14 protein-coding genes and 1 pseudogene are annotated in these 14,770 nt (G+C 67.8%); 2 read left to right on the top strand and 13 right to left on the bottom strand.

The genetic code is table 11. The annotated features are described in order from the left end of the window. On the top strand, positions 1–904 hold a 904-nt coding region (nagA, locus tag I4Q42_RS24860), incomplete at its 5' end, for an N-acetylglucosamine-6-phosphate deacetylase (RefSeq protein WP_198578792.1). A 74-nt stretch (positions 905–978) separates the two neighbouring features. Here the strand turns inward: nagA and I4Q42_RS24855 are convergent. The 13 genes and pseudogenes from I4Q42_RS24855 to I4Q42_RS24795 form a co-directional block, all read right to left on the bottom strand. Continuing rightward, complete coding sequence (locus I4Q42_RS24855) at positions 979–3,816, bottom strand: TonB-dependent receptor (protein WP_198578791.1); 2,838 nt, start codon at positions 3,814–3,816, stop codon at positions 979–981. 265 nt (positions 3,817–4,081) lie between these two features. Further along, a complete protein-coding gene (locus I4Q42_RS24850; RefSeq protein WP_198578790.1) occupies positions 4,082–4,537 on the bottom strand; it encodes a chemotaxis protein CheE in 456 nt (151 codons plus the stop codon). Beyond that, the gene (locus tag I4Q42_RS24845) at positions 4,534–5,136 is read right to left on the bottom strand and encodes a response regulator (protein ID WP_198578789.1); all 603 of its coding nucleotides are present in this window, start codon (positions 5,134–5,136) and stop codon (positions 4,534–4,536) included. Before I4Q42_RS24845 ends, I4Q42_RS24850 begins: the two co-directional genes overlap by 4 nt. A gap of 7 nt (positions 5,137–5,143) precedes the next feature. After that, positions 5,144–5,533 carry a chemotaxis protein CheU gene (locus I4Q42_RS24840; protein ID WP_198578788.1) on the bottom strand — a complete coding sequence of 130 codons (390 nt, stop codon included), beginning with the start codon at positions 5,531–5,533 and terminating at the stop codon, positions 5,144–5,146. Between the two features lie 5 nt (positions 5,534–5,538). Beyond that, positions 5,539–6,114, bottom strand: a complete 576-nt coding sequence (locus tag I4Q42_RS24835) for a chemotaxis protein CheD (RefSeq protein ID WP_198578787.1) — start codon at positions 6,112–6,114, stop codon at positions 5,539–5,541. Then, positions 6,111–6,500, bottom strand: a complete 390-nt coding sequence (locus I4Q42_RS24830; RefSeq protein WP_007675655.1) for a response regulator — start codon at positions 6,498–6,500, stop codon at positions 6,111–6,113. Before I4Q42_RS24830 ends, I4Q42_RS24835 begins: the two co-directional genes overlap by 4 nt. Positions 6,501–6,503: 3 nt before the next feature. After that, positions 6,504–7,532: a protein-glutamate methylesterase/protein-glutamine glutaminase gene (locus I4Q42_RS24825; RefSeq protein WP_198578786.1), complete on the bottom strand. Its 1,029-nt coding sequence runs from the start codon at positions 7,530–7,532 to the stop codon at positions 6,504–6,506. A 2-nt stretch (positions 7,533–7,534) separates the two neighbouring features. Beyond that, complete coding sequence (locus tag I4Q42_RS24820) at positions 7,535–8,413, bottom strand: CheR family methyltransferase (RefSeq protein ID WP_198578785.1); 879 nt, start codon at positions 8,411–8,413, stop codon at positions 7,535–7,537. Continuing rightward, the gene (locus tag I4Q42_RS24815) at positions 8,413–8,877 is read right to left on the bottom strand and encodes a chemotaxis protein CheW (protein ID WP_198578784.1); all 465 of its coding nucleotides are present in this window, start codon (positions 8,875–8,877) and stop codon (positions 8,413–8,415) included. Before I4Q42_RS24815 ends, I4Q42_RS24820 begins: the two co-directional genes overlap by 1 nt. A 4-nt stretch (positions 8,878–8,881) precedes the next feature. Continuing rightward, positions 8,882–11,161, bottom strand: coding sequence for a chemotaxis protein CheA (locus I4Q42_RS24810; RefSeq protein ID WP_198578783.1), 2,280 nt, complete (start codon positions 11,159–11,161; stop codon positions 8,882–8,884). A gap of 51 nt (positions 11,162–11,212) precedes the next feature. Continuing rightward, entirely contained in the window at positions 11,213–11,578 is a 366-nt protein-coding gene (locus I4Q42_RS24805) for a response regulator (RefSeq protein WP_058347355.1), read from the bottom strand. Next, on the bottom strand, positions 11,575–11,859 hold the full coding sequence (locus tag I4Q42_RS24800) for an STAS domain-containing protein (RefSeq protein ID WP_408611129.1): 285 nt from the start codon (positions 11,857–11,859) through the stop codon (positions 11,575–11,577). The genes I4Q42_RS24805 and I4Q42_RS24800 overlap by 4 nt, the downstream gene beginning before the upstream one ends. Beyond that, positions 11,859–13,876, bottom strand: a pseudogene (locus I4Q42_RS24795) (methyl-accepting chemotaxis protein). Before I4Q42_RS24795 ends, I4Q42_RS24800 begins: the two are co-directional and overlap by 1 nt. Positions 13,877–14,297: 421 nt before the next feature. Here I4Q42_RS24795 and I4Q42_RS24790 point away from each other — a divergent pair. Beyond that, entirely contained in the window at positions 14,298–14,609 is a 312-nt protein-coding gene (locus tag I4Q42_RS24790; RefSeq protein WP_110118619.1) for a hypothetical protein, read from the top strand. Positions 14,610–14,770 lie beyond the last annotated feature (161 nt).

Here is a 14,770-nt window from a genome sequence, read left to right as displayed (position 1 = left end):
GATAGCCGCCATCGGCGCCGCCCACCGGCCCTACGGCACGACCGGCTTCCTGCCGACCCTGATCAGCGACGACCTCGAGGTCGTCGATGCCGCCATGCGCGCGACCGAAGACGCCATCGAGCAGGGCGTGCCCGGGGTGCTGGGCGTGCACATCGAGGGCCCGTTCCTCAACGAACAGCGCAAGGGCATCCACGACGCCGGCAAGTTCCGCGTCCTGGACGATGCGGCGATCGCCCTGCTGTCGTCGCTCAAGCGCGGCAAGGCCCTGGTCACCCTGGCGCCCGAAACCACCACGCCCGACATGATCGCCCGCCTGGCCAAGGCCGGGGTCGTGGTCGCGGCCGGCCACACCAACGCAGCTTACGAGACCGTCAGCGCCGCCCTCGACGCCGGCCTGACCGGCTTCACCCACCTCTTCAACGCCATGTCGCCCCTGACCAGCCGCGCCCCCGGCGCGGTCGGCGCGGCGCTGGAGAACCAGAGCGCCTGGTGCGGCATCATCGTCGACGGCCGCCACGTCGATCCGGCCACGCTGCGCATCGCCCTGCGCACCCGGCCGCTGGACCGCTTCATGCTGGTCACCGACGCCATGCCGACCGTCGGCATGAGCGACAAGCGCTTCGTCCTGCAGGGCCAGGAAATCGTCGTCGAGGACGGCGTCTGCGTCGGCCCCGGCGGCACCCTGGCCGGCTCGGATCTCGACATGATCGGCGCCGTCCGCAACGCGGTGGAGATGCTGGGCCTGTCGCTGGAGGACGCGGTGATGACCGCCTCGGCCGCGCCGGCCGCCTTCCTGGGCCTCTCGGCCACGCGCGGCGCCATCGCCCCCGGCCAGGCCGCCGACCTCGTGCTGCTCGATGGCCAGCGCAACGTCGTGCGCACCTGGATCGACGGGCGGGAATAAGAAAAGGGCGCCGGCCTCCCGGCCCGCGCCCCTTTCCTGCCGCCCTCCCCCAAGGGCGGCGCTCAAAGTTCGCCCTAGAACTTGTAGCGCAGGCCCACCAGAACCTCGCGGCCGGTGTGGTGATAGACCACCGGCATGTTCTGCTCGCCGCTGAACTGGTCCTGATACTCGTCGGTCAGGTTCACCCCTTCCAGGGTGATCTTGAACTGGTCGTTCAGGGTGTACTGCACCGAGGCGTCGACGTTGAAGGTCTCGTTGGTGCCGTCATAAAGCACCGGCGCGGCCGCGGTGTTCTCCTGGCCCAGGACGCGGGTCAGGTACTTGTCGCGGTACGAGGCCGAGACGCGGGCGCTGAACTTGGCGTCCTCGTAGTAGAGGGTGGCGTTGTAACCGTTGCGCGACAGGCCGGTCAGGTCGCCGGTGGCCACCACCGCGCCGCTCGCATTGACGTACTTCACGTCCGATTTGACGTAGGTGTAGTTCAGCAGGACGCCGGTGTTGGCCAGCGGACCGGGCAGGAACTTGAACGGCTGCTGGTAATTGACCTCGAAGCCCTTGACCTTGCCGCCGTCGGTATTCTTGGGCGTGGAGAAGTTCCACAGCGCCGAGGGGCTGCAGCCGGTGGTCGCGCCGCAGGCGGCGATGGCCACGCTGTCGGGAATGCCGAACGGATTGCCGGTGAAGGTGGTCGAGGTGGTGACCGTCTGCACCAGGCTGCCGATATCCTTCTGGAACAGGGCCAGCGACAGCAGGGCCTGGCTCTGGAAGTACCATTCGAAAGCGACGTCGTAGGTCTTGGCGCGGAACGGATCGAGATTCGGATTGCCGGCGGTGACGCTGCGGGCGGTGCCCGAGACGCTGACCGTCGAGCCCGGGGTCAGGCTGCCGAGATCCGGACGCGACATCACCTTGGCCGCGCCGAAGCGGATCAGGAAGTTATCGGTCGGCTCGACCACCAGGTTCAGGGCCGGCAGGGTGTCGCTGTATTCGCGGCCGGCCGAGATCGCCACCGGTGATCCGCCGACATAGGTGTAGCCCGTGGCGTACTGCTTGGTCTTCACGTAGCGGACGCCAAGATTGCCGCGCACGCCGACGCCGCCGATCTCGGTGCGCAGGTCGCCTTGCAGATAGGCGCCGCGGTCCTCTTCGGAGACGGTGCGGTTGTTGCCCAGGGCCGGTTCGCTGCCGAGCTTGAAGGCGCCGCCATAGGCGGTGGGATCATAGAGGCTCAACACGCTGGCGGCCTTGGCCAGGTCCGGGATCACCGTCTGGACGCCGTCGAAGCTGGCCAGGCGACTGAAGCTGGCCAGGGACAGCGCCGCGATCGCCGTCGGGATCACCGTTTCCTGGTTGGTCGTGGTGCCCACCGTGCGGCGCATCTCGGTGGTCTCGAAGTCGTACTGCTTGAAGTTCAGGCCGCCGCTGAAGCTGAGGGCGTCGTTGAGCTTGTACTCCGCCCAGGCCTGGGCCGTGTCGTAGGTGTTGACCGCCGACTGCGGGCGCAGGCGGATCTGGGTCAGCTTCCACTTGGTCGGATCGGTCAGGGCGGCGTTGCCGTAGCCGAACTTCGGGTTGCGGCTGTCGGTGTAGTCGTAGCTGTAGCCGTCGACGTTGAAGTAGTCGAAGCGCAGCGTCGTCTGGATCGGATTCTGGTGATCCGACTTGGAGTGACCCACGAAGCCGTGGATCGTCAGGCTGTCGTTGATCTGGTGGTCGCCGGTCAGCGAGAACTGCGTGAACTTGGTGTCGAGCTTGTCGAAGCGGTTCTCGACGGCCAGGTCGACGTCGTCGAACACGCCCTTGACCATCACGCCGTTCTCGATCGTCCGCGAGACGACGTTGGTGTCGGCGATGCCGCAGCTGTTGGCCGCGTTGGCGGCGGTGCAGGCGCCGCCGGTGCTGAAGGACGGGGCCTCCAGATAGGTTTCCTGGCGCGTGCCCTTGAAGTCGGCATAGAGGGCGTCGAACGACAGGGTCGTGCCTTCGAACGGCTGGAACTGCAGGGCCAGGGTGGCGCCCAGGCGTTCCTGGTCGCTCTCGAAGCGGTCGAGGCGCGGGAAGCGCGGATGGAAGGCGGCGTTGTCGGCGACAGCTTGGGCCGAGGGGTTGACCAGGCCCGGCGTGCCGATATTTGCGCCGCTGGTCTGCGGCAAGGCGTCGAAGCCCGGCGAGAAGGCGTTGCCGGTGGCCCAGCGCACCGTGCTGTTGCCCTCTTCGAGGATCTTGCGCTTGGTGTAGGCGATCGAGAACAGCGCCCCGAACCGGCCGTCCTGCCAGGTGTTGGAGACCATGAAGGCGCCGCGCGGCGTCGCCTTCTCGGACAGGTCGTTATAGCTGCCCTGCAGCGAGGCCGACATGGCGAAGCCGTTGTAGTCGAACGGCCGCGCGGTGCGCAGGTCGACCGTCGCGCCCAGCGAGCCTTCCTCGGTCGAAGCCTCGGCCGTCTTGCGCACGGTGATGGCGTTGAACAGGTCCGAGGCGAAGATGTTGAAGTCGAACGAGCGACCCCGGTTGGTGCCGCCCGAGGCGTCGGCGCCGCCGGCCGTGGTCAGGGCTTCCATGCCGTTGATGCGCACGCGGGTGAACTGCGGACCCAGGCCGCGCACCGAGATCTGACGGCCTTCGCCGCCGTCGCGGGCCAGGGCCACGCCCGGGATGCGCTGGATCGATTCGGAGAGGTTGAGGTCGGGGAACTTGCCGATGTCCTCGGCGAGAATCGAGTCGGTGGCGGCCGCTTCCTCGCGCTTGACGTTCAGCGCCTTGGCCAGGCTGTTGCGGAAGCCGGTGACGACCACCGCCTCGACCTCGGAATTTTCGGTGGTGACGGCGGCGTCCTGCGCCATGGCCGCGCCGGCGGCCGCGAGGGCCATCGCGACGGCGCCGGCCGAGACCCCGATCTTGAGAGCGCGCAAGCGCGAGTCCTGTCCGTGGGACATCTGTCCTCCTCCCATTTGTTACGGCGCGGCCCTGGAGGCCATCATTTTGGAAACCGGTGTCATTCTCGGTCGCTACGACCTGACACCGGTAGCAATTAACGCGTAACAAACACCGGGAGGCGCATCAAGCGGTGGGACCGGTAACAGTTGCATTCATCGGCGCAAACGTGGCGCCGACGCTACGCAAGTCTCGACTTGTGGTGCGACGAAGGGCGATCAGGCGCCTGATCGAAGCCCCGATCTAGCGCTGAGCGACCTTGTGCAGGCCGTCGAGCATGCCGCGGCGCTGGTCGGCCGGCAGGCTCGCGCCCACGTTGCGCAGCAGGCGCAGGGCGGACAGGTGGACATCGACCGCGTCCCAGCGCCAGACGCCGGCGTCGGCGCAGCCGTCCACCAGGGCGCAGAGCGACACCGCCGCCTCGTCGACCCCGGCGTCGGCGGCGAAGCCGGCCACGTCGATGATCTTCAGGGTCATGGTGTAGAGCGTCTCGAAATCCTCGCCCGCGCGGCCGGGCGCGGTCGCGCCGAAGCGCGCCTCGATGCCCTCGAGGGCCTCGTCGAGGGCGGCCAGGGAGCTGTCACGCAGGGTCTCGACATTGGCCTCGGCGGCGGCGATGGCGTCCTTGGCCAGGATGCCGCCGCGGTCCTTGATCATGGCGGCCAGGCGATTGGGCGGCCTGAACTTGCGAACGGTCATATCTGCACCTTCGCGATCTTCATCAGGCTGTTGATCTCGTCCTGGGACATGTTCGGCTCCTGAGCGTCCCCCACATCCCCCTGCAGGTCGTCCTTGCGTCGGCCGTCCGTGCCCACGGGCGGCCCTTCATGTTTAAACCGGCGATCGGGCCCGACATAGGTGTCGCACTCGATGAAGGCCCGTTCCTCGCGCGCCACCCAGAAGATCCGCTCCAGCAGCACCTTGGGGGTGATCGGCTTGGCGACGGTGAAATTCGAGCCGGCGTCGCGGTTCTTGAACACCTGGGCGGTGCGGGTGTGGCCCGTCACCAGGATCACCGGCACGTAGCGGTTGGTCTCGGGGCCCTCGCGGCGCAGCCACTGGATGAACTCGTAGCCGTCGACCTCGGGCATCTGCACGTCGCTGATGATCAGGTCGAAGGTGTGGATCTTGATCAGCGCCTGGGCGTCCTTGACGGACTCGGCGCGATGCAGCGTCCGGACGCCGAAGCCGGACACGACGCCCGACAGGATGTCGAGCGAGGGACCATTGTCGTCGAGCACCAGCACGGTGGCGCGCTCGAGATTGATCCGCGTCGATGAGTTGAGCGGCTCGGGCATCGAGACCTCAGAAGAAGTCGAGTTCGCCGGCCTCGGCGCCCCAACCCGCGTGATCTTCGTCAGACCGCAGGCGGCCCACCAGGTCGGCCAGGCCCAGGCCCGCGAGCAGGGGCTCGACGGCCAGGCTCCATTCGCCCGAGGCATGCTGGCTGATGCGGGCCAGCACGTCCGACAGGCCGTGCAGCCGCTGGCTCAGTTCGTCCAAAGCCTGCAGCCGGGTGATGTTTTCGAGCGCGGCGCCGCCGCTGGCCAACTCGCCGGCCACGTGCTCGCAATCGCGGCAGATGGTGGCGGCGGCCGCCAGCTCCGCCGCCAGCCGGCGCGACAGCTCGCCCACCGGCAACTGGTGTTCCGGCGAGACGAGCAAGGTCGATGCGGCTTGGGGCGAGGCGGTCATGCGGATCAGAACAGCTCCAGATCGCCGAAAGAGGAGGCGGGTGCGGGCGTCGGGGCGGGACGGCGCACTTCCTGCGGCGCGTTGTCGACGGCCACCAGGCGCTGGCGCACCCGGCCCGTGACCGGCCAGAACTCGACGCGGCGGGCCGAAACGCCGCCGACGCTCGACGACACGATCGGAATGCCTTCGTCGCGCAGGAAACGCTCGGCGAAGGCGGCGTTGCTGGCGCCGACGTCCGACAGGCTGTCGAACAGCTTGCCGCCGCCGAAGATCTTGGCTTCCAGCCGCTCGCGGCGGGCGCCCTTCTTCAGCAGGCCGTTGATCAGCAATTCCATGGCGTAGGCGCCATAGCGCACCGCGTCGCCGCCGCTGCTGCTGCGGCCTTCTCCGGCGTCAGGCAGCAGGAAGTGGTTCATGCCGCCGATGCCGGCCTGCGGATCGCGGATGCAGGCCGCGATGCATGAGCCCAGCACCGTGGTCATCACCACGTTCGGGTCGGTGGAGACATGGCTCTCGCCCTGGGTCACATGGACCTTGGTCGCGCGCAGCTCGTCGTCGTGGGAGAAGTCGCGCCCGATCATGTCAGTTGTCCGAAAACTTGTTCGATCTTGTCGCGCAGACCCTGCACGGTGAACGGCTTGACGCAGTAGTTGTTGACGCCGAACTGCACGGCGCGCTGGACCAGCTCGCGGTCGGCCCGGCCGGTCAGCATGACGAAGGCCGTCTGCCGGATCGGCGGGTGCGAGCGCACGGCGCGCAGCAGGGCCAGACCGTCCATCTTCGGCATGTTGAAGTCCGAGATGACCAGGTTGGCCGGCTTGGCCAGGAGGTTCTTCAGAGCCTCCTCGCCATCGGGCGCCTCGCGGATGTCCTTGAAGCCGATCTGCTGCAAGGCGTTTCGGATCAGCGCCCGCATGGTCAGCTGGTCGTCGACGACGAGAACGGAAATGGTGCTTGCTTGGGGCATGGTCTATCGCCTCGCGGAGGCTAGATCGAGAATGGATTGGCCGATGGAGGACAGGGAAACCTGCTTCTCCACGGCCCCGATTTCAAAGGCGGCGCGCGGCATGCCGTAGACGACGCAGCTGGCCTCGTCCTGGCCCACCGTGCGGGCTCCGGCCTGGCGCATCTGCAGCAGGCCCTGGGCGCCGTCGCGGCCCATGCCGGTGAGGATGGCCCCCACCGCCTTTTCGCCGACGGCCTGGGCCACCGAGCGGAACAGCACGTCGACCGAGGGACGGTGACCGCTGACCGGGTCGCCGGCCGTCAGGCGGCAGCGCAGGCCGGCCGAGCGGACGACCTCCAGGTGCGTGGCGCCGCCCGGAGCGACATAGACCTTGCCCGGCTCCAGCAGGGCGCCGTCGGTGGCTTCCTGCACCTTGGCCCCGCTGGCGCGGTCGAGGCGCGCGGCGAAGCTGGCGGTGAAGGTCGCCGGCATGTGTTGGGTGATGACCGTCGGCGGGCAGGTCTCGGGAAACTGGGTCAGGATCGCCAGCAGGGCCTCGACCCCGCCGGTGGACGAGCCGATGGACACCACGTCGCCCGAGGGCAGGTAGTTGCCGCGGCGCGCGGTGACCGGGGCGGCGTCGGCCTTGGTGCGGACCGAGGCGCGGGCCGCGGTCCTGACCTTCTCGGCGACTTCGGCCAGGGCCTCGGCAGTGCCGGTGGCCGTGGTCGGCTTGCCGACGCAGTCGACGGCGCCCAGTTCCAGGGCGCGCAGGGTCATCTCGGCCCCGGCCTGGGTCAGGCTGGAGACCATGACCACCGGCATCGGCCGCAGGCGCATGATCTTCTCGAGGAACTCGATGCCGTTCATGTTCGGCATCTCGATGTCGAGGGTCACGACGTCCGGGTTCAGGGCCTTGATCATGCCGCGGGCCTCGAACGGGTCGCCGGCGGCGCCGACCACCTCGATCTCGGGGTCACGGTTGAGGGCGGCCGTGATCAGGCCGCGCATTGTCGCCGAGTCGTCGACGACGAGAACGCGAATCTTGGCCATGCTCAGACCCCCGTCTTGCGATAGGCGGTCAGGCCGCAGCTCTCGAAGCCGCGCACATTGGCGCCGACGCGTTCGGAGTGGCCGACATAGAGCTTGCCGCCCGTCCCCAGCAGGGGCTGGAAGCGGCTCCAGACCCGCTCCTGGGTCGGTTCATCGAAATAGATCACGACATTCCGGCAGAAGATGGCGTCGAACGGACCCTTCATCGGCCAGCTCGGACCGTTCAGGTTCAGTTCGCGGAAGGCGACGATGCGACGGGCGGCTTCGCAGACGCGGAAGGCCCGACGATCACTGGAATCGCGCTCGAAGAACTGGCTGCGCATGGCGCCGGTGACGCCTTCGAGCAGGTGTTCGTCGTAGACGGCCTGGCGGCCGGTCGCGAGGACGTTGGTGTCGATGTCGGTGCCCAGGATGCGGATGTCGAGCTCGGCCGCGTTGGGCCAAACCGACAGCACCGTGAAGGCCATCGAATAGGGTTCCTGGCCCGAAGAGCTGGCCGCCGACCACAGGCGCAGGCGGCCGCCGGCGCGAACCTTGTCGGCCATCGGCTCGAGGATGTTGGCGCGCAGGTCGTCGAAGTGGTGCGGCTCGCGGAAGAAGCGGGTGACGTTGGTCGTCAGGGCCCGAAGCATTTCCTGGCTCTCGTCGTGACCCTGCTCGCTGGTCACGAAGACGCAGTACTCCTTGAACGAGCGCAGGCCGAGAGCGCGCAGGCGCTTGGCCAGGCGCGAATAGACCAGCGTCGCCTTGGAGTCGGGCAGGCTGATGCCGGCCATGCCGTACAGGATCTCGGCGATCCGCTTGAAGTCCTGGGTCGTGAAGGCGAATTCGCCATCGACGATGGCTTCGCGGCGATCCGTGGAGGAGGGGGCGAAAGTCATCAGGCGGCCAGGGCCTCGCGCTCGGGCAGCAGGCGATCGAGCGAGATTTCGCTGATCATCCGGCCGTCGATGGAAATGATTCCGCGGATGAAGCTGCGAACCATGTCGCAGGCCAGATCCGGGGTCGGTTGAACGAGATCGTCGGTGATCGACAGGATGTCGGACACCGCGTCGACCAGCATGCCGATCATGCGGTCGCCCGCCTTGACGACGATGAACACGCTGCGGACGGTCGGCTCGACCATCGGCATGCCCAGGCGGCAGGCCAGATCCATGATCGGCAGGACCGCGCCGCGCAGGTTGATGACGCCGCGCATGTAGCCGGGCGACTGCGGAAGCGTCGTGGCCGGGCTCCAGCCGCGGATCTCGCGGACGGCCATGATGTCCACGCAATATTCCTGGTCGCCGACCCGGAAGGAGATCAGCTCCCGGCGTTCGCCCGTGGTGATGATTTCTTCGGTCATCGGCTTATTCCGCGGCGATCAGGGTGGGTTCGACGGGACGGGGCGGCTCGCGGCGACGCAGGCTGATCACCGCGTCGACGTCGAGGATCAGGGCCACGCGGCCGTCGCCCAGGATCGTCGCGGCGGCCACGCCGTCGACCTGCTGGTAGTTCTGCTCCAGCGACTTGATGACCACCTGGCGCTGGCCGTGGATGGCGTCGGCCACCAGGGCGGCGCGCGAGCCGTCTTCACCCTCGACCAGCAGCACGACGCCTTCGGTCGGCGGCGGCGAGCTGTCGCGGTAGCCGAGGGTCAGGCCGACGTCGATCAGCGGCACGAAGCTGTCGCGGACGGCCAGAACGGCGCCGACCGGGCCCAGGGGGCGCACTTCTTCGGGCTTGGGACGCAGGCTTTCGACGATGGCGGCGAGCGGCACCACCAGGGTCTCGCCGGCGACATCGACCACCATGCCGTCGAGGACGGCCAGGGTCAGCGGCAGGCTGAGGCTGAAGGTCGAGCCCTGGCCCGGACGCGAGGTGATCGAGATCCGGCCGCCCAGGGCCTGGACCGAGCGCTTGACCACGTCCATGCCCACGCCGCGGCCCGAGACGTCCGAGATCTTGTCGGCGGTCGAGAAGCCCGGGAGGAAGATCAGGTTGTCGATCTCTTCGTCGGTCAGCTGCAGCTCCGGCGAGATCAGGCCCTTCTTGACCGCGATCGAGTGAACCCGCTCGCGGTTGATGCCCTTGCCGTCGTCCTGGACCTCGATGACGATCCGGCCGCTGCGGTGCAGGGCGGCCAGGCGCACGACGCCTTCCGGATTCTTGCCGGCCGCCTTGCGCTCCTCGGGGCTTTCCAGCCCGTGGTCGATGGCGTTCCGCAGCATGTGGGTGATCGGATCGGCCAGACGCTCGATGACCGTCTTGTCGACCTCGGTGTTCTCGCCGTCCATCACCAGGCGGGCCTGCTTGCCCGTCATGCTGGCGACTTCGCGGACCAGGCGCGGCATGCGCTGGAACACCGACTTCACCGGCTGGGCGCGGATGGCCATGACGCTGTCCTGGATCTCGCGCGTCAGCTGTTCCAGCTCGTCGAGGCCCATGGCCAAGTTGGAGGACGGGGCGATGCCATATTCGCCGACGCGCTGCGCCAGCATGGCCTGGTTGATGACCAGCTCGCCGACCAGGTCGATCAGGCGATCGATGCGTTCCGGATCGACGCGGATGACCGACTGGCCCGGACCCGGGACCTCGATCTGCTGGGTCTTGGCGGCGGCGGCCGGAGTCGGCGCGGCGACCGGAGCGGACGCGGCCACGACCGGCGCGGCGGCGACGGGGGCCGGCGCAGGCTCGGGAGCAGCCTCGACCACGACGGGCGCGGGTTCGAAGGCTTCGACGACCGGCGCGGGAGCCGGCGCCGGCGCGTCGCCGGCCAGCAGAGCGGCCAGGGCGGCGTCGGGGGCCACGGCTTCGCCGCGGGTGATCTCAAGGTCGCAGTCGCCGTCGACGAATTCGAAGACTTCGCGGATGGCGTTTTCGTCTTCGTCGGTCTCCAGGCGCACGGTCCAGGTCGCATAGGCGGCCTCGGCGTCCAGGAACTCGAGCGGCGGCAGGGCGCTGGCGTCGAGCGTGGCCTGGATCGGGCCCAGGCGCGCCAGTTCGCGCAGCAGCAGGGCGGTCTCGTTGGCCTTGCGGTAGAGGTCCGACTTCGGACGGATCGACACCGTCCAGACGTTGCCGGCGGCGGCGGCGACGTCGGCCGCCTGCTCGTCGATGGTGATCGTCATCGGCTGGAAGTCGAAGCCGAGGTCGTCGTCGTCCAGGGCGTCGTCGGCCCCGATCAGCGCCGGCGCGGCTTCGATCACCGGAGCAGCGGCCGCTTCCACCACGACCGGCGCGGCGGCGGGAGCCGGCGCGGCGTTCGGGTCGGTGCAGGCCTTCAGTTCGGCGGCCATCGAGGCCGAGACGGCTTCGTCCACGTCGCCCAGCCCGCGGGCCGAGCTGACATGGTCGGCCAGCACGTCCGAGGCGCGCAGCAGGGTCACCACCAGGTCCGGAGTCGCAGGCACCTCGTTGGAACGCACGGCGTCGAGCAGGGTCTCGAACACGTGGGCGAAGCGCACCAGCGGCTCGAGGCCGAAGGCGCCCGCGCCACCCTTGATCGAGTGGACGGCGCGGAACACGGCGTTGACGGTGTCGCCATCGTCGTTGCCGTCCTGCATGGCCAGGAGCCCGCCTTCGAGGTCGGCGAGCAATTCCTCGCATTCCTGGAAGAAGGTGACCTTGATGGCCTCTAACTCGTCCATTCCAACGTTCCTAACGAGAGAGTCTTCAGTGCCCGGGAGTGGGAAGCGACGTCAGGCCGCGACGCGGCGGATGGCGTCGACCAGCTTCTCGGGGTTGAACGGCTTGACGATCCAGCCGGTGGCGCCGGCGCGGCGCGCACGGTCCTTCTTGGCGGGGTCGCTTTCCGTGGTCAGCACCAGGATCGGGATGGCGCGATAGTCGTCGTCGACCCGCACCGCCTCGATGAAGCCGAAGCCGTCGAGCTTGGGCATGTTGATGTCGGTGATGATTACGTCGGGGCGATGGGCCGAGAGAACCTCGAGCCCGTGCTCGCCGTCGACAGCTTCGACGACGTTGAACCCGGCGCCGGCGAGGGCCATGCGCAGCATGTCCCGCATCGTCCGGGAATCATCGACCGTGAGGACCGTCCGCGTCACGATTGAACTCCATGGATATCCGCCGAGAGGAGCGCCCCTTCGGCGCCGAATAGACGGGTGGTTTCGACAAAGGCCTCCGAAGGGGCCCGGATAGAGAAGGACTTTCCGTCCGCCGCCCAGGCGGTCTTGGCCGCCAGAAGGACTTGGAGACAGAGGCCGCCGAGACGCCGGACGTTGCCGGCCTCGACTTCCAGCGCCCCGCCGCGACGTTCCAGGAACGCCGCCTTGAGGGGACCCGAGGCCTTGAGATCAAGGTTTTCGGGCAGCGACAGGACAGTCATCAAAACTCCTCCCAGCCGTCGCTGACCGGGGCTGCGGCCGCGGCGGCTCCACCACGGCCAGGCCGGGCGAAGGCGCCGAGCCGAGCGCGTTGCTCAGCGACGGGGTTGCGGGCCGGCGAGTCGACATAGGCGTCGGCTTCGCGCGGGCGTTCAAAGCGTTGTGCGGAGCCTTCGCCCACACGGAAGCGACCGATCAGGCGCACCAGCTCCGCGGTCTCGCCCTTCAGCGAGTGGGTCGCGGCGGTCGATTGCTCGACCATGGCGGCGTTCTGTTGGGTCACCTGATCCATCTGGTTGACGGCGGTGTTCACTTCGTTGAGGCCGGTCGCCTGCTCGGCCGCCGAAGCGGCGATCTCGGTGACCAGGGCGTCGATCTCGCCAACCTTCACCACGATCCGCTGCAGGGCCTCGCCGGTCTGACCGACCAGGCTCACCCCCGCCGAGACCTGTTGGGTCGATGACGAGATCAGGGTCTTGATCTCCTTGGCGGCCTCGGCCGAACGCTGGGCAAGCGCGCGGACTTCCTGGGCGACGACCGCGAAACCACGTCCCGCTTCGCCCGCCCGGGCGGCCTCCACCCCGGCGTTGAGGGCCAGGAGGTTGGTCTGGAAGGCGATCTCGTCGATCACGCCGATGATCTGGCTGATCTGCTTGGAGGAATTTTCGATTTCGCCCATCGCGGACACTGCCTGATGAACGACCTGACCGGAATGCGTCGCTTCGCCACGGGTGGTCGAAACCACGTCCGAGGCCTGGCGGGCGCCCGAGGCCGTGCGACGCACGGTCGCGGTCAGCTCGTCGAGGGCGGCGGCGGTTTCTTCCAGGCTGGCGGCCTGCTGCTCGGTGCGGCGCGACAGGTCGTCCGAAGCGTGGGCGATCTCGTCGGCGCCGGTGCGCAGGCCGTCGGTCGAAGCGGCGATGACCTTCACGGTATCGTTCAGCTGGGCGATGGCGCCGTTGAAGTCGTCCTTCAGCTTGCGGTACTCGCCGGGGAAGTCGGCGGTGACGCGGAAGGTCAGGTCGCCCTGGGCCAGGCGCTCCAGGCCCTCGGCCAGCGAGCTGACCACCAGGGCGCTCTCGCGGGCGGCGGCGGCGGCGGCCTCTTCCTTCGAGCGACGCTCGTCGGCGGTGAGGGCGGCGGATTTCTCCTGCTCGGCCCGCAGTTGCTCGAGGTGCAGCTGGTTGTCGCGGAAGACCTTCAGCGAGCGGACGATGGCGCCCAGTTCGTCGCCGCGGGTCAGGCGTTCCAGGTCGATGGTGTTCTCACCCTTCGACAGCTTCTCGGTGGCGCCGGCGATGTCGCCGATCGACTTGCGGACGTTCATCACCGTCAGGAAGGCCAGAGCGGCCACCGAAGCCAGGGTGATCAGCGACAGCACGATGGTGACGCTGATCGCGGCGGCGGCCTCGGCCTGCTTCTTGGCGGCCTGGGCGACGACGCGGGTGTTGGCCGCGGCCACCACCTGGTCCAGCTGGGTCGTCATCTTGGCGTATTGTTCTTCGAACGGCGCGATGAAGCCGACGGCCATGTTGAAGTCGACGCCGATCATGCCCGACACGGTGTCGATGGCGCTGCGGCATTCCTCGAGCGACTTGATCAGCTCGGCGATGCGCGGCTGCTCGGAGGCCGGCAGCTTGCTCTTCAGGCTCGCCAGGTCCTTCTTGACCGACTCGGTCTCGGCCAGCACGGCGGCCATGCGGGCGTCGTTCTTGTCGACATCGATGTTGCCGGCCTTGTGGGTCATCACGGTGTAGAGTTCGCCGTTGATGTTCGAGATGCGCTTGGAGAGCTTCTGGATCTCCATGTTCTGGGCCATGTCGTTCTCGACGACCTGGCGCAGCGCCGCGGACTGGCTCTTCTGGATCATGATCGCCCCGCCGGCCATCAAGGCCAGCATCACCAGAGCGAAAGCCGGCGCGAAGCCGATTTTTATGATCAACGGCAGATCGACTAGTCGAAAGCGCTTCATCTCGAGTTCCCCTCCAAGCGACGGCCGTGCCCACGGACCGCCTGCAATGAGGGTGGATCATCACGATAGATTCCTAATAGTTCCTGACTTTGGTTAAGAACGATGGCCGCACCCTGTCGCACCCCCGTCCCTGAGCCTGTCGCCCAGGCTTGAGCGGTAGCGTCCAGACCTTGCCAACAGCCTTCTAATTCAAATACTTAGCGCGCACGCCGGGCAGCTTAACCGCGCTCGCTCGACCTCTGGCGCGCTCCGGGTCGCGCTCGCGGGCCCCGCTCGCACGCGCTTTTAGTCTAGAGACGGAGAATTGCGGCCAGGAGGTGTAGGTCACAAGTCATTATGGTTATCGACAAGTAAATATCGATTAGTCTTCGCTGACTCAGACTATCTTAACTCGCAACTGCGAAAAAGTGCATGCGTCCGGTTGGCGCAACGTCCAATGGACGAAGAGAAAATACTAGGAGCAGCGGGATGAAATATCCGATCGCTATTGCCGCGGGAATCGCCGGCAGCTTTTTTGTCGCTCAAGCCGCTTCGGCCGCTGGCGGCTTTGAAGACCAAATGGGTCGTTGCCTGCAACAATTCGCGAACACCAAGGACGCCGCCCAGGTGATGCTTGAGTGCACTGCCGACGCCGGCAAGCTCTCGGCTTGCAAGGTCGTCGACAACAGCGCGGCCGGCAAGGGCTTCGACAAGGCGGCCATGTGCATCGCCGAGAAGCTGCCGATGGGCGCCAAGACCGGCACCGTGAAGGTCCCCTTCCGCTTCCCGGGCGGCGCGTAAGTCTTACGCGCCCTCCCAACGGGGGTTTTCAAACGCCTCCGCTGGTCCAGGCCGGCGCTTCCCCACGGGATGCGCCACGGCCGGTCCGGCGGGGGCGTTTTGCTGTCTGGAGCTATGATTTCGGGGGCCGCGCAGGCCCCTTTTTCGTGCGCCCTTCCCGG

The organism is Caulobacter hibisci, from assembly GCF_016135805.1.
Lineage (GTDB): Bacteria > Pseudomonadota > Alphaproteobacteria > Caulobacterales > Caulobacteraceae > Caulobacter > Caulobacter hibisci.
This window is presented reverse-complemented; position numbering and strand designations above follow the sequence as displayed.

What these genes read in the sequence shown, in the direction of transcription:
- I4Q42_RS24825 (WP_198578786.1), bottom strand. Translation starts at nt 7,532, where the DNA reads ATGGCCAAGATTCGCGTTCTCGTCGTCGACGACTCGGCGACAATGCGC.
- I4Q42_RS24835 (WP_198578787.1), bottom strand. Translation starts at nt 6,114, where the DNA reads ATGATCGGGCGCGACTTCTCCCACGACGACGAGCTGCGCGCGACCAAG.
- I4Q42_RS24850 (WP_198578790.1), bottom strand. Translation starts at nt 4,537, where the DNA reads ATGACCGTTCGCAAGTTCAGGCCGCCCAATCGCCTGGCCGCCATGATC.
- I4Q42_RS24830 (WP_007675655.1), bottom strand. Translation starts at nt 6,500, where the DNA reads ATGCCCCAAGCAAGCACCATTTCCGTTCTCGTCGTCGACGACCAGCTG.
- I4Q42_RS24845 (WP_198578789.1), bottom strand. Translation starts at nt 5,136, where the DNA reads ATGCCCGAGCCGCTCAACTCATCGACGCGGATCAATCTCGAGCGCGCC.
- I4Q42_RS24790 (WP_110118619.1), top strand. Translation starts at nt 14,298, where the DNA reads ATGAAATATCCGATCGCTATTGCCGCGGGAATCGCCGGCAGCTTTTTT.
- I4Q42_RS24810 (WP_198578783.1), bottom strand. Translation starts at nt 11,161, where the DNA reads ATGGACGAGTTAGAGGCCATCAAGGTCACCTTCTTCCAGGAATGCGAG.
- I4Q42_RS24800 (WP_408611129.1), bottom strand. Translation starts at nt 11,859, where the DNA reads ATGACTGTCCTGTCGCTGCCCGAAAACCTTGATCTCAAGGCCTCGGGT.
- I4Q42_RS24840 (WP_198578788.1), bottom strand. Translation starts at nt 5,533, where the DNA reads ATGACCGCCTCGCCCCAAGCCGCATCGACCTTGCTCGTCTCGCCGGAA.
- I4Q42_RS24815 (WP_198578784.1), bottom strand. Translation starts at nt 8,877, where the DNA reads ATGACCGAAGAAATCATCACCACGGGCGAACGCCGGGAGCTGATCTCC.
- I4Q42_RS24820 (WP_198578785.1), bottom strand. Translation starts at nt 8,413, where the DNA reads ATGACTTTCGCCCCCTCCTCCACGGATCGCCGCGAAGCCATCGTCGAT.